At 65.4% G+C, this 13,870-nt stretch carries 14 protein-coding genes and 1 pseudogene; 7 read left to right on the top strand and 8 right to left on the bottom strand.

Going from position 1 to position 13,870, the window contains the following annotated elements:
• From EOA75_RS17040 to EOA75_RS17030, 3 genes and pseudogenes are all read right to left on the bottom strand, one after another.
• Nucleotides 1–493, bottom strand: a pseudogene (locus EOA75_RS17040) (CCA tRNA nucleotidyltransferase); the annotation flags it as partial.
• Complete coding sequence (locus EOA75_RS17035; protein ID WP_095801681.1) at nt 490–1,122, bottom strand: CoA pyrophosphatase; 633 nt, start codon at nt 1,120–1,122, stop codon at nt 490–492. The pseudogene EOA75_RS17040 and the gene EOA75_RS17035, both read right to left, overlap by 4 nt.
• Entirely contained in the window at nt 1,122–1,751 is a 630-nt protein-coding gene (locus tag EOA75_RS17030; protein ID WP_067327121.1) for a DUF1285 domain-containing protein, read from the bottom strand. Before EOA75_RS17030 ends, EOA75_RS17035 begins: the two co-directional genes overlap by 1 nt.
• A gap of 146 nt (nt 1,752–1,897) precedes the next feature.
• On the opposite strand from EOA75_RS17030, the gene EOA75_RS17025 reads away from it, so the two are divergent.
• From EOA75_RS17025 to EOA75_RS17010, 4 genes are read left to right on the top strand one after another with little or no spacing between them, the layout of a single operon-like run.
• Entirely contained in the window at nt 1,898–2,902 is a 1,005-nt protein-coding gene (locus EOA75_RS17025) for a MoxR family ATPase (protein ID WP_095801682.1), read from the top strand.
• Nucleotides 2,902–3,915, top strand: coding sequence for a DUF58 domain-containing protein (locus EOA75_RS17020; protein ID WP_127324709.1), 1,014 nt, complete (start codon nt 2,902–2,904; stop codon nt 3,913–3,915). The genes EOA75_RS17025 and EOA75_RS17020 overlap by 1 nt, the downstream gene beginning before the upstream one ends.
• A complete protein-coding gene (locus tag EOA75_RS17015; RefSeq protein ID WP_127324708.1) occupies nt 3,912–6,728 on the top strand; it encodes a DUF4159 domain-containing protein in 2,817 nt (938 codons plus the stop codon). Before EOA75_RS17020 ends, EOA75_RS17015 begins: the two co-directional genes overlap by 4 nt.
• Before the next feature lie 3 nt (nt 6,729–6,731).
• Nucleotides 6,732–8,819, top strand: a complete 2,088-nt coding sequence (locus tag EOA75_RS17010) for a hypothetical protein (protein ID WP_095823284.1) — start codon at nt 6,732–6,734, stop codon at nt 8,817–8,819.
• 154 nt (nt 8,820–8,973) lie between these two features.
• Here the strand turns inward: EOA75_RS17010 and clpS are convergent, their stop codons facing one another.
• The 4 genes from clpS to EOA75_RS16990 all read right to left on the bottom strand — a co-directional run bounded on the left by clpS (nt 8,974) and on the right by EOA75_RS16990 (nt 10,462).
• The gene (gene clpS, locus EOA75_RS17005) at nt 8,974–9,279 is read right to left on the bottom strand and encodes an ATP-dependent Clp protease adapter ClpS (protein ID WP_040989718.1); all 306 of its coding nucleotides are present in this window, start codon (nt 9,277–9,279) and stop codon (nt 8,974–8,976) included.
• A gap of 105 nt (nt 9,280–9,384) precedes the next feature.
• A complete protein-coding gene (locus EOA75_RS17000; protein WP_245433116.1) occupies nt 9,385–9,726 on the bottom strand; it encodes a hypothetical protein in 342 nt (113 codons plus the stop codon).
• A gap of 144 nt (nt 9,727–9,870) precedes the next feature.
• The gene (locus EOA75_RS16995; protein WP_127324707.1) at nt 9,871–10,119 is read right to left on the bottom strand and encodes a hypothetical protein; all 249 of its coding nucleotides are present in this window, start codon (nt 10,117–10,119) and stop codon (nt 9,871–9,873) included.
• A gap of 40 nt (nt 10,120–10,159) precedes the next feature.
• Nucleotides 10,160–10,462 (bottom strand): hypothetical protein, encoded by a 303-nt coding sequence (locus EOA75_RS16990; protein ID WP_066994286.1) that lies wholly within the window; start codon nt 10,460–10,462, stop codon nt 10,160–10,162.
• 237 nt (nt 10,463–10,699) lie between these two features.
• On the opposite strand from EOA75_RS16990, the gene EOA75_RS16985 reads away from it, so the two are divergent.
• The 3 genes from EOA75_RS16985 to EOA75_RS16975 all read left to right on the top strand — a co-directional run bounded on the left by EOA75_RS16985 (nt 10,700) and on the right by EOA75_RS16975 (nt 13,397).
• On the top strand, nt 10,700–11,416 hold the full coding sequence (locus EOA75_RS16985) for a response regulator transcription factor (RefSeq protein WP_066994281.1): 717 nt from the start codon (nt 10,700–10,702) through the stop codon (nt 11,414–11,416).
• Nucleotides 11,413–12,822, top strand: coding sequence for an ATP-binding protein (locus tag EOA75_RS16980; protein WP_127324706.1), 1,410 nt, complete (start codon nt 11,413–11,415; stop codon nt 12,820–12,822). Before EOA75_RS16985 ends, EOA75_RS16980 begins: the two co-directional genes overlap by 4 nt.
• A gap of 206 nt (nt 12,823–13,028) precedes the next feature.
• Nucleotides 13,029–13,397: a YciI family protein gene (locus EOA75_RS16975; RefSeq protein WP_066994274.1), complete on the top strand. Its 369-nt coding sequence runs from the start codon at nt 13,029–13,031 to the stop codon at nt 13,395–13,397.
• 21 nt (nt 13,398–13,418) lie between these two features.
• Here the strand turns inward: EOA75_RS16975 and EOA75_RS16970 are convergent, their stop codons facing one another.
• Nucleotides 13,419–13,655, bottom strand: a complete 237-nt coding sequence (locus tag EOA75_RS16970; protein ID WP_040996927.1) for a hypothetical protein — start codon at nt 13,653–13,655, stop codon at nt 13,419–13,421.
• Between the last annotated feature and the right edge of the window lie 215 nt (nt 13,656–13,870).

The raw sequence follows: 13,870 nt of genomic DNA, 5'->3' as shown, positions 1-13,870 counted from the left end.
GGATGCGCGTGTCCGGATGGCCGAGGAAGCGAAGCCGCCGCGCCTCGATAGCGGCGACGCCGCCAACAAGGTCGACGATGGTGCCGTCGGCTTCGGCATAAAGCGCATTGATGGTGAAGTCGCGCCGCGCGGCGTCGGCCTTCCAGTCGCGCCCGAAGATGACTTTCGCCCGCCGACCGTCGGTCTCGATGTCGGCCCGGAGCGTCGTGACCTCATAGGCCTTGCCGCCGGCGATTGCCGTGACCGTGCCGTGCTCGATCCCTGTCGGCACGGTCTTGAAGCCGGCTGCCTGGGCGCGGCGGATCGTGTCCTCGGGCACCGTCGTGGTGGCAATGTCAATGTCGGCCACCGGCTGGCCGATCAGCGCATTACGGACCGCTCCACCGGCCACCCGCGCCTCCTCGCCGCCCTCCTTCAGCGCGGCAAGCAGCTTCTGCAGATGCTTTTCGCCCAGCCAATCGGCCCTGCCCGAGAGAGACACCTCAGCGCTCACGCATAGAGCCTTTCATAGAGTGTGCGGATGATGCCGGCGGTGACGCCCCAGATCCGCTGGCCGCCATAGGGCATCTCGTAGAAGAACCATTCGAGGTCGTTCCACATGCGGCTGTCGCGCGCGTGGTTGACAGGGTCCATCAGGAAGCGCAGCGGCACCTCGAAGGCGGCGTCGACCTCGTCGGCGTTGAGCATCAGCGAAAAGCCCGGCCGCACCACCGAAAGCACCGGCACGATGCGGTAGCCGCTGCCGGAGACATAATCGGGCATGCGGCCGACAATTTCGATGTGATCGCGGTCGAGGCCGATCTCCTCGAATGTCTCCCGCAGCGCTGTGGCCTCAGGGGTGGGATCGGTCGGATCGATGGTGCCGCCGGGAAAGGCGACCTGGCCGGAATGGCTGCGCAGCTTCTCCGCCCGCTTGGTGAGCAGCACCGTGGCGCCGTCGGCGTGATCGACGACCGGGATCAGCACCGCGGCGTCGCGCAGCGGTTTTACATGCTTCAGCCTGGGATGCCCTGGATTGAAGCGGTGGTCGCCGAACTCGTCGCCGGATTGGACCTCGGCCTGGGCCGCTGCGCGGGCGCGAAAATCCGCGATCGAGAACGGCACCGGCGCCACCTGGTCCATCACGCGCTTAGCCGCTCGAGCTTGTCGGCCGACATGATCGGATAAACTTCGCCGCCGGAGCGGACGGCGAACATTGCCCTGCCGCAGACGTCGATCACCTCTCCATGCTCGACCAATTCGTACATCACCGGCCGCGCCACCAAGGCTTCCAGCCGCCCGCGCACCAGCACATAGGGCTTGAGCCCGCCGGTGGCGTCCTCGTCGACGAAGCGCAGCGGATGGCCGGGCCCGGCGGTGACCACGTCCCCGACATTGGTGCGGAACGTGATGATCTGGCCGTCGCCGGTCCCGGACACGTTCATCTCGACGGCGATGAAGGGCGCATCGGCGACGCGGATGCGGACGCGCTCCACCGGCGTCACCAGATAGGTCTTGCCGTCGGCGTCCTTGCGCAACACGCTGGAAAAGAGCTGCACCAGCGGCATGCGCCCGATCGGCGTGCCGAGGTAGAACCAGGTGCCGTCGGCCCTGATCTCCATATCGAGGTCGCCGCAGAAGTCCGGATTCCAGCGCTCCACCGGAGCGGGCCCCTTGCCGGCGCGCGCCGCTCGCGAGATCAGCGCCTCCAGCCCGCGCGCCTCGGTGGCGCTGGTCAGGCCCTTTTCACTGGATTCTGTGCGATGCGTCATGGTCACGAAATAGTCACTGTTGTCCGGATTGTCAGCCTTGTCAGCCCAAGCCTGTGATTTAAGTTCAATCGCAGGCGAGGCCGAATCGCGGCATTCTGCGAATCGAGAATGCAAGCCGGTATTTCCAACCACAAGGATCGAACGGCATGAGCGTGATGATCAAGGAAAGCCCGTTGAGCGACAAGGCGATGATCGAGCAGGCCGAGAAGGCGCTGTCCGACATCTCCAAGGTCCGCGACGCCGTAGGCCGCGTGATCTTCGGCCAGGAAGCCGTTGTCGAGCGCACGCTGGTTGCGCTGCTTGCCGGCGGGCATGCGCTCCTCGTCGGCGTGCCGGGCCTCGCCAAGACCAAGCTGGTCGAGACACTGGGCATCGTGCTCGGCCTCGATTCCCGCCGCATCCAGTTCACGCCCGACCTGATGCCGTCCGACATCCTCGGCTCCGAAGTCATGGAGCAGGATGAGCTTGGCAAACGATCCTTCCGCTTCCTCCGCGGGCCTATCTTTTCACAGCTTTTGATGGCCGACGAGATCAACCGTGCCTCGCCGCGCACCCAGTCGGCGCTGCTGCAGGCAATGCAGGAATATCACGTCACCATTGCCGGCGTTCGCCACGACCTGCCCTCGCCCTTCCACGTGCTGGCGACGCAGAACCCGCTGGAGCAGGAAGGCACCTATCCGCTGCCGGAAGCGCAGCTCGATCGTTTCCTGATGCAGGTCGACATCCTCTATCCGGAGATCGAGGCCGAACGCCGCATCCTGCTCGAAACCACCGGCGTCGAGGAGGCCAAGGCCGACAATGTGCTGCAGCCAGCCAGGCTGAAGGAAATTCAGACGCTGATCCGCCGCATGCCGGTGCCTGAAAGCGTCGTCGAAGCGATCCTCAAGCTGGTGCGCTCGGCTCGTCCCGGTCAGGGGATTGCCGACACCGACAAGCATGTCGCCTGGGGTCCTGGTCCGCGCGCCAGCCAGGCGCTGACCCTGTGCGCCCGAGCACGCGCCCTATATGATGGCAGGCTGGCGCCGTCGGTCGACGACATCCGTGCCCTCGCCGAACCGGTGCTGCAGCATCGCATGGCGCTGACCTTCGCCGCCCGCGCGGAAGGCACATCCGTGCGCGACGTGGTGGCGAAACTGGCAAAAGGCATCTGATGGGTCGAATAGGCGAGGTCCAGGCACCGGTTGCGACGCGCGACGCGCTCGCCCGTGGCCGGTTGCGGGCCTCTCTGGTGCCGGATCTGCTGGTCGAGGCGCGCCGCATCGTCAACACGGTGATCGCCGGCTGGCATGGCCGCCGCAAGCGCGGCATCGGCGAGAATTTCTGGCAGTTCCGCCCCTATGTCGAAGGCGATGCCTCGCGCATCGACTGGCGCCGCTCGGCCCGCGACGACCACACCTATGTGCGCGACCGCGAGTGGGAGGCGGCCCATACCGTCTGGCTCTGGTCGGACCCCTCCCCGTCGATGCTCTACAAATCCTCGGGAGCCGGCGTTTCCAAGGAATCGCGCGCGCTGGTGCTGGCGCTTGCGTTGGCCGAGCTCCTGTCGCGCAGCGGCGAGCGCATCGCCTGGCCGGGCCTCACCGACCCGTTCACCGCCCGCAACGGCGCCGAACGCATTGCGGCCCAGCTCAGCCATGCCGGCAACCTGGCGGCGAAGCCCGATCTCTCCACCATCCGCCGCTTCTGCGACATCGTCATCGTCAGCGACTTTCTCGATCCGGTCGAGGAGACCATGGCCTGGCTCGACGTGCTCGCCCGTCACGGCGTGCGCGCGCATCTGATCGAGGTCGCCGACCCGGCCGAGGAGACCTTCCCCTATGCCGGCCGCACCGAATTCACCGATCCCGAGACCGGCGACAAGCTGACCGCCGGCCGCGCCGAAACGCTTAAAGACGAATACCGCCTGCTCTATATCGCTCGCCGCCAGGAACTGGCCGGCTGGTGCAAGCGCCTCGGCTGGAGCTTTACCGTCAATCATACCGACCGCCTCGCCTCCGAGGCGCTCGTGCGCGTCCACATGGCGATGACCGCCGACAGCAGCCGTCCGGGTCTGACCTCGGGTCATGCCGGGCTGACCGCCGGTGGCGGTCATGCCGGGCTGACCGCCGGTGGCGGTCATGCAGGGCTGACCGCGGGCGGTGATGCCGGAAAGGCGGTCGCATGAGTTGGCTGCCGCTTTCCTTCGGCGCGCCGATGGTGCTGTGGGGGCTGCTGGCCCTGCCGGTGATCTGGTACCTGCTGAGGCTGACGCCACCCAGGCCGCGGACTGAGGTCTTTCCGCCGCTGAGGATCCTCGCCCGCGTCCTGAGGCGCGAGGAGACGCCGCATCAAAGCCCCTGGTGGCTGACGCTGCTTCGCCTGCTGATGGCCGCCCTTGTCGTCACCGCGCTCGCCGAGCCGATCTTCAATCCGCGCGAAAAGCTGCCGGCCGAGGGCTCGGCGCTCGCGCTGGTCATCGACAATGACTGGGCAAGCGCCGCCGACTGGGGCAAGCGCGTCGCCACCGCCGAGCGGCTGATTGCCGATGCAGGCTCGAACGGCGTGCCGGTCGTCATCGCCTTTACCGCCGAGAAGCCGAATGCCGAGATCGGCCCCTTCGATGCATCGGCCGCGCTCGACCGCCTGCGCGCGGCAAAGCCGCGCCCGATCCCGACCGACCGCCCCGCCGTCTATGCCCGCGTCGCAGCCACTTTGGAGCGCCTGCCCGGCGCCAGCGTCGCCGTGCTTGCCGATGGCCTTGCCGCCACCGGTGACGAAGCAGCGTTCAAGACGCTCCTGGAAAGGAATGCCGCGAGGCTGGTCTGGGCTACCTCGGACCGGCTCTCGCTCACCGGCCTGACCGGCGCCGACAATCAGGTCGACGGCTTCACGCTGACCGCCATCCGCGCGCCGGGCGATCCGGCGCCGGCGCAGATCACCGCGGGCGCCTTCGACGACAAGGGCCGCCGCATCGCCGACGCGACTCTGACCTTCGCGCCGGGTCAGACCACCGCCACCGGAACGATGAAGGTGCCGTTCGAATTGCGCAACGACTTCGCCTCGATAGCACTCGATGGCGAGCACCAGGCCGGCGCCGTTCGCGTGCTGGACGAGAGCTCCAAGCGCCGCCGCGTCGGTCTGCTTTCGCAGGCTGAGGCAGACCAGGCGCAGCCGCTGCTGTCGCCGCTCTATTACATTCGCCGCGCCCTGCAGCCTTTCGCCGATCTGGTGGAGCCGTCGAGCGCCGATCTGGCCGATGCCATTCCGCAGCTTCTCGACCAGAAGCCGGCGATGATCATCATGGCCGATGTCGGCACCATCCCTGCGCAGGTCCGGCAACGGCTGGTCGACTGGGTGAACAATGGCGGCACGCTGGTGCGTTTTGCCGGTTCAAGGCTGGCTGCCGCCGGCAACGACGATGATCTCTTGCCGGTCCGGCTGCGCAGCGGCGAGCGCGCGCTGGGCGGCGCGCTTTCGTGGACGACGCCGCAACCGGTCACCGAATTCCTGAAGAACGGCCCGTTCGCCGACCTCGCGCCGCCGACGGAGGTGACGGTCAGCCGGCAGGTGCTGGCCGAGCCGACGCCCGACATCGTCGAGCGCACCTGGGCGACGCTTGCCGACGGCACGCCGCTGGTCACGGGCATGAAGAAGGACAAGGGAACGCTGGCGCTCTTCCACGTGACACCGGAGGCGACCTGGTCGAACCTGCCGATCTCCGGCAGCTTCGTCGAGATGCTGAGACGCATAGTGCAATTGTCGCGCAACCAGGGCGCCGCGGTCGCCAATGCCGAGGCGGCCGCAGCATCGCTGGCGCCCTATCGCATGATCGGCGCCGACGGCGCGCTGGTGCCGCCGACACCCGATGCGCGGCCGCTCGTGCCCGCCGCCGGCCCGCTTCCAGTGACGCTGGAAAACCCGCCCGGCGTCTACGGTTCGGAAACTGGCGTTTTCGCGCATAACCTGCTCAACGCCTCGAGCACATTCACGCCGCTTGCTCGGCCACAGGTCTCGCTGCCGGTGACGGCCATCCCTTACGCCTTCGACGAATCGGAGAACCTGAAAGGCCCGCTGGTCACATTGGCCCTCTTGCTGATGGTGCTCGACACGCTTGCCGTGTTCTGGATGGGTGGGCTGTTTTCGCGCCGGCCGCGCCGCGCCGCGGCGACCGCTGCTGCCCTGCTGATCGTGTTCGGCGGGCTCTTCGGCCACGCCGATTTTGCCCGCGCCGATGATTCGAAGCCGGGCGATTCCCAGGCCATCGAGGACATTTCGAAAACTCGGATCGCCTATGTCATCACCGGCGAGCCGGGCGTCGATTCAATCAGCCGCGCCGGCCTCGAAGGCCTAACCCGCTTCCTGATCGAGAAGACCGCGCTGGAACCCGGTCCGCCGGCGGGCGTCGACATTTCCAAGGACGAACTGACCTTCTATCCGCTGATCTACTGGCCAATCGACGCCACCGCGCCGATGCCCAGCGAAGCCGCGATCGCCCGCATCGACGCCTATATGCAGCAGGGCGGCACGGTTCTCTTCGACACGCGCGACCAGTTCTCCAACGGCATCGGCGCCGGCTCGGCAAGCCCGGCCACCGAGCGGCTGCGCGATATTCTCGGCAATCTGAACGTGCCGCCGCTGGAGCCGGTGCCCTCGGACCATGTGCTGACGAAGTCCTTCTTCATCCTTCCCGAGTTTCCCGGCCGCTTCAACGGCAGTCCGCTCTGGGTCGAAGCCTCGCTCGATGCCAGCAATACCGAGAACCGTCCCGTGCGCACCGGCGACGGCGTCTCCCCGATCATGATCACCGGTAATGATTTCGCCGGCGCCTGGGCGGTCGACGAGAACGGCGATCCGATGCTGCCGACCGTGCCGCCGGATCCGATGCAGCGCGTCTACGCGCTGCGCGCCGGCGTCAACATCATGATGTACATGCTGACCGGCAACTACAAATCCGACCAGGTGCATGTGCCCGTCCTGCTCGAACGGCTGGGACAGTAGTTCATGAACTGGTCGATCTCCTTCGAGCCGCTCGTTTCCTGGCCGCTGTTCTGGGTCGTCATCGTGCCGCTCGCGCTGCTCGCGCTGGCTGGCCTGTGGTTCCGTCAGCGCGGCTCTGTCCTGCGCGTCATCGCCCTGCTGGCGCTGGGCGCGGCACTGCTCAATCCCGTTTTCCTCGATGAGGAACGCGAGGCATTGAAGAGCGTCGTCGCGGTCATCGTCGATCGCAGCCAGAGCCAGGACATCGGCGACCGCACCAAGCAAACCGACGAAGCGCTGACGGGCCTTCAGCAGCGCCTCGGCCGCTTCAAGCAATTCGACGTCCGCGTCGTCGAAGCCGGCAAATCCGAGGCCGCCGATGAGCGCACGGAAACCAGGCTGTTCGGCGCGCTGGAAAGCGCTTTCCGCGATGTGCCGCCCTCGCGCATCGGCGGCGCCATCATGATCACCGATGGCGAGGTGCATGACGCGCCGGCCGGCGCTCCGGAATTCAACGCGCCGCTCCATGCGCTGATCACCGGCAACGAGCACGAGAAGGACCGCCGCATCCGCTTCGAGAACGCGCCGCGGTTTGGCCTCGTCGGCAAGCCGCTCGACATGAGCTATCGGGTCCTTTCCACGGAAGGCCGGGGCGGCCCGGTCGACGTGCGGGTCTCGGTCAATGGCGAGCAGGTCTCTGTCGAGCATGCGACCATCGGTCAGCCGATGAAGCTTGAAGTCACCATTCCCAACGCGGGCCGCAACATCGTCCAGCTTTCGATCGACCACGAGCCGGGCGAGCTGACCGACACCAACAACCGCGCCATCGCGCTGGTCGACGGCATTCGCGATCATCTGCGCGTGCTTCTGGTCTCCGGCGAGCCGCATGCCGGCGAGCGCACCTGGCGCAACCTGTTGAAATCCGACGCTTCGGTCGACCTCGTCCACTTCACTATTCTGCGACCGCCGGAAAAGCAGGACGGCACGCCGATCAACGAGCTGTCGCTGATCGCCTTCCCGACGCGCGAGCTGTTCGTCGAGAAAATCAAGGATTTCGATCTGATCATCTTCGATCGCTATCAGCACCGCGACGTGCTGCCGATCCTCTATTACGACTACATCTCCGAATATGTCGAAAAGGGTGGCGCGCTGCTGATTGCCGCCGGCCCCGAATATGCCGGCGAAAGCTCCATCGCCCGAACGCCGCTGATGTCGGCCCTGCCCGCGATGCCGAGCGGCGAGGTCGTCGATAAGGCCTTCTATCCGCGTCTCACCGATCTCGGCCAGCGCCACCCGGTCACGCGCGGGCTCGACGGCTCCGCCGCCGATCCGCCGCGCTGGAGCCGCTGGTTCCGCACCATCGGCGTCAAGAATCCCGAGGGCGCGGTGGTGATGAAAGGGGCCGACGACCGCCCCCTGCTTGTGCTCGACCGCAAGGGCGAAGGCCGGGTCGGCATGCTGCTTTCCGATCAGGGCTGGCTGTGGGCGCGCGGCTTCGAAGGCGGCGGGCCGCATGTCCAGCTCTATCGGCGCATCGCCCATTGGCTGATGAAGGAACCCGAACTTGAAGAAGAACGGCTGACCGCCGACGGCCGCGGCATGGTGCTGGAAATCCGCCGCCAGACGATGAGCGACGATCCCGGCCCCGCCCAGGTGATCACGCCTTCCGGCAAGACGATGACGGTCAAGCTGGAAAAAGCCGAACCAGGGATTTTCACGGGCAGCCTGCAGACCAGCGAGATCGGCCTCTATCAGGTCGGCAACGGCGACCTCACCGCGCTTGCCCATGTCGGCCCGATCAATGCGCCTGAATTCGCCGATGTCGTTTCCACCGAGGACAGGCTGAAGGCGCCGGCCGAGGCGACCGGCGGCAGCGTGCGCCGGCTCGCGCCATCCTCCATGCTTGGCGATCTTGCCGGCGGTGTGGCATTGCCTTCGATCGTACCGGTCCGCTCCTCGGGGGCGGCATCGGGGAACGATTGGATCGGGCTGCGCACCACCGACGACAGCACGCTGAAGGCCGTCTCGCGCGTGCCGCTGTTCGGCGGCTTCCTCGGCCTCGGCTTGCTGCTCCTGGCCATCGGCTCGATGTGGTATCGAGAAGGAAGGTAGAGCCTTTTCCTTCTCCCCTTCCGGGGAAAGGTGCCCGAAAGGGCGGATGAGGGGCGGCGCGCAACAATCAAATACGGCGCTTGCCCCCACCCTCACCCTGCTCGGCCGGCGGCCTCGCTTTCCCTCTCCAGGACACGGGCGAGGCAGAGCCGCCCTACTCTTCCGGCTCGGTCGTGAACAGCAGCGGATAGCCCTTGGCCTTACCGGCGTCGGTTGCTCGCGCGGCCTTGGTCTCGGCAACGTCGCGCGTGAAGACGGCGACCACGCAGACGCCGCGCGTATGCGCGGTGATCATCACGCGATGCGCCTGATCCTCGCTGAGCTTGAACTCGCCTTTAAGCACCGTCACCACGAACTCCCGCGGCGTGAAGTCGTCATTGACCAGGATGACCTTGTAGAGCTTCGGCCGCTCGGTCTTCGGCTGCGTCTTGGTACGCGGTTTAAGGACGGTCTCAGGCATTGGAATTCACCAGTTGGAAACTGGGTCTGGCTTGCACTTCCTCAGGCAGGGAAGCATTTGTCCATTTGTCCGCTGGAGAGCGGAGAATCGAGGGACGATGAAGGCTTATGTGGGATAGCGCTGTTTGCGCTTCAACGCCCCTGCCGACCGATCGTGCGACGCACCGTCGTCCATGTTGGAACCGCGCTCCATGAACGCGCCAATCATCCAGGCGGCGATGCCGATCAGCGTCGCGCCCGTCAGCACGATCAGGACCCAGCTCTGTGCCGGCGTGATGTAGTCGAAGCTCGATGAGATGGCCGGCGCGAAAAGTTCCGGCTCGGTCCTGCCGCTGGCGGGATCCGGCACTGGGCTGGCTGTCAAGATGATCAGCGCTCTTGCTGCCGCGGTGGCAACCAAGCCGCCGAGAGCCAGCGAGCGCATCATGGACGAAAGCCGCTTCTTCATGCGGATTGTCCTACGGCACCGGCATTGCGATCGGGTTAAGGAAGTGGCGCGGCGCAAGCTGCCGGTGTCAGGATTCGGCCGCTGGAAGCCGCCCCGGCCGGTTTCGGCCGGAGCGGTCTTGAAAGATCAGGATCGAAGCCTGGATTAGGACTTCTTAGCGTCCTTCTTCGGGGCCTTCTTGACCGGGCACTTGTGGGTCTTGGTCACCTTGCAGGCCTTCTTGGCGGCGACCTTCTTCGGAGCGGTCTTCGCCGTAGCGTCAGCGGCCGGAGTCGTGGTCGTGGTCGAGGCGGCCGGAGCGGCGGTCGTCGTGGCGGCGGCGTTGCTGACAGCCGGCATCGAGAAAGCGAGAGCAACAGCGAGGCCGAGGGCGGAGAGGAGGGACTTTGTCATGGCTTCATTTCCTTTTTCATGCGGGTCGAGGAGTTGAGCGTCACTGAACCGGGTCGATCGGTGTCACTCCAAGCAGCTTCAAAGCGTTTGCGAGCATCCGGATGCCCTGCGCCTGTTTCTTGGCAGCGCAGAACCGGTTTCCCTTTCTTTGAAGTGCCTTCGCCGCGGTGACCTGCGTTGCCGCGGCATGGGTTTCGAGGGCTTCGTCAACTTGACGGTTGAGATTGGTGCAGCGCTCGGTCCGGGTCAGCGGCGTTACCTTTGCGTTGGAGGCCCCGACTGCGGCTGTGATGAGCGACATGCTAAGCAAAGCACCCATCACGCTGATCCAGAACCTCTGCATCGGTCTTGCCCGTTACTCCGGAAACTTGCGTCGCAGCCGATGACCTGACCGCCACGCCACCAGTTATGCCCTTGAAATTTTTCACGAGTTTTTCCCGAGTGTAGAATTTTGTTTCTGAATTGTTTCTGGGGAAGCCATTCCGTCCCACGTCGCCGCCACTGGCCAAGATGTGGCCCGAATTCTATCGTGTGGGTGATCACAGAAGGGCAGCTTGGCTACACAAATCGCGGGGTTCTCGTGAAATCCGACTCGCACATACTGATCGTCGATGACGACAAGGGCATACGCGACCTGCTTCAGGAGTTTTTCCAGAAACGGGGGCTGCGCACGACAGTGGCCGCCGACGGCACCGAGATGGAGTCGATCCTGCGCCGGGCGCAGGTCGACCTGATCGTGCTCGATGTGATGCTTCCCGGTAAAAGCGGGCTGGAACTGTGCCGCGAGATCCGCGCCAATCACACGACACCGATCATCATGCTGACCGCGGTGACCGAGACGACGGATCGCGTCGTCGGGCTCGAGATGGGGGCTGATGACTATGTGCCGAAACCCTTCGATCCGCGCGAATTGCTCGCCCGCATCCGAGCGGTGCTGAGGCGCAACGGCACGGCCGAGCCGCGGCGGCCCACAGCCAAGCAGATCTACCGCTTTGCCGGCTGGACCATGGATTGCTCGCGCCGCCGGCTGACGGCGCCCGACGACGTGCGGGTGGAACTGACGATGGCGGAGTTCAACCTGCTGCAGACCTTCGTCAAGAGCGCGCAACGCGTTCTCACCCGCGAGCAGCTCATCGAGTTGTCCGGCGGCGACACCGGTTACAGCTTCGATCGCAGCGTCGACATCCTGGTCAGCCGCCTGCGCCGCAAGATGGAGGACGATCCCAAGACGCCAAAACTGATCTTGACTGTTCGCAGCGGTGGCTATCAGTTTCTGCCCGAAACGACCTCCGAATGAGACGCTTGCTGCCGCAAACCCTGCCTGTCTGGGTTTTGCTCATCGTCATTGCCGGCCTGATGATCAGCCAGGTCGCGACGCTTTATATCGTGGCGCGCGACCGCGCCGCCGCCAACGATGTGGTTGATCTCTACCGGCTGAACGACCGCGCCTATTCGCTGGTGCAGCTGATGCATGACGCCACGCCTGAAGAACGCAAGACGACCGCTTCCGGTCTGTTCAATGCCACCTACGCACTGACCGTTTCGGACAGCCCCGCCGTCACTTCCTCGATCGCCGGCGATGACCAGCTAGCCGAGTTGGAGGACATCCTGGTCGGCCGCCTGTCCAAGTTCGGCATCACCGACGCGCGTGTGCGGCGCGATCCGGCAACGCAGGAAGCCGATGTCCCGGACGGTCAGGTGATGAACAAGGATGTCGGCCAGGTCGAGCGCGATCTGCTGGTGCTGGCCGCGGATTTCGCCCAGAGCGACAAGCTGACGGCGTCGCTGCGCTTTTCCGACGGCCAGTGGCTGAACTTCACCGAGCCGATCACGCCGGCTGGGCCGATCCTGAGTTGGGACAGCCTGCCGCTCTATTCGCTGATAGCGGGACTGATCATCGTGATGTCGATCTGGTCGCTGCGCCGGCTGACCGCACCCTATCGCATGATGGAGACCGCGGTGAACCGCATCGGCAAAGACCTCAAAAGCCCGCCCATCGCCGAGACCGGCAGCCGCGAGATCCGCGCTGCGGCAAAGGCGGTCAACGCCATGCAGATGCGCCTGCGCGACTATGTCGAGGACCGCGAGCACCTGGCGGCGGCACTGGCGCATGATTTGCGCACGCCGCTGACCAGGATGCGATTGCGTCTCGAGCTGCTGCGCAAATCGCCGGCCCGTGAAGCGCTGGCGCATGACCTTGCCGACATCGAGAGCATCGCAAGCTCGGTGATCGACTTCGCCAAATTCGAGGTCACCGAGGAAAAGGCCGAGCGGATCGACTTCTGGTCGCTGGTGGAGGCGGTCGCCGACATGTTCGAGGACGCTTCGTTCGACGAGGACGCCACGCCTTCGCGCGGCCTGGTCTGCATCGCGCGGCCGGTGGCGCTGCGCCGCTGCATCACCAATCTAGTCCAGAACGCCGTCACCTATGGCAAGAAGGCGCATATCGGCGTGCAGCGCTCTGGCGATACAATCACGCTCAGCATCCGCGATGAAGGGCCGGGCATTCCGCAGGCAAAGCTGGATCAGGTGTTCGGTTCCTTCGTGCGCCTCGAACAGTCGCGCAACCGCGAGACCGGCGGGCTCGGCCTGGGCCTGACCATCGCCCGCAACATCGCCCGCGGCGCCGGCGGCGAGATCAGCCTTTCCAACCATCCCGGCGGCGGCCTGCTGACGGAGCTGCGCCTGCCGCTGGCAGCTTGAGTCAGCAAGCGCTTTCCCGGCTGCTCCAGAGGACTGGATCAGCCGCGCCATCCTTGTGATAGTGCAGCCCGCCCTAAAGCGCCGTGCGTCCTCCAGGACGCGGGATGCTGTAGCACTTCAATTTGGTGCATGACCCTTACCGAACCGAAGGTCAGCGACGCAAAAATCGATTCTGATTTTCGGATCCCCGCACGAGGAACCGAACCATGTTCTACGCAATCCTTGCCTATCACGTCGAAGAGACCGTCCAGTCCTGGACGCCCGACGAGGATGCAGCCGTCATGAAAGACCTGCTCGAGATCAACGACAGGCTGACCCGCGCCGGCAAGCTGGGCCCGGCGGCAAGGCTGGGGGAGACGGCGAAAGCCGTCACGCTGCGCGGTCCGGGCGACGGCATGGTGATCGACGGCCCCTTTGCCGAGACCAAGGAGCAGTTGCTGGGCCTCTATGTGCTGGATTGCGCCAACCAGGACGAGGCGATAGCGGTGGCGCGCGATCTCAGGCGCGTCAATCCCACCGCCGTCTACGAGATCCGGCCGATTGCGCTTTATCTGCCGGGCGCGCCGCTGGCCTGAATTCCGGGAGTAGCGACGTATTCACCGCAGCGGGCGGCGCCCGGCGGTGCGGCTGCGCGCCGCAGCATCCGCGGGGGCTTCATCGGCCGGATAGCCGAAATCCTTCAGCTCCGAAATGGACAGACCGGCCAAAGCCCTGCGCTGCATGGCGTCCTGATACCGGCGCTGGAACCCGGCGAAGATTAACGCGATCTTGGCGGCGAGCGTGCCGGCAACTCGGGTGCTCGGCTGGCAGGTTCTGATATTGATGTAGGTCATTGTCATTCTCCCTCGTTCGAACTCACGAGGGCAGTGTCTCATCGGCGCGCTTTGGCAACGTTCGTCCAGGCGTGAAACCGCAGGAAAAAGCCCGCAAAATCGTCGTTAAGTCGGCGGCGGGACATGGTATTCTGCTTAACGCTGTTTCACGGGGCCCCGGATGTACATTCGATTGCTTGGCGGCATCGAGGTTGTCTCCGCAGGCGGGCAACCTC

The sequence above is a fragment of the Mesorhizobium sp. M1A.F.Ca.IN.022.07.1.1 genome, assembly GCF_003997575.1.
Taxonomy (GTDB): Bacteria; Pseudomonadota; Alphaproteobacteria; order Rhizobiales; family Rhizobiaceae; genus Mesorhizobium.
The sequence above is the reverse complement of the archived record's forward strand: the minus strand, read 5'-3'. Positions and strand labels throughout refer to the sequence as shown.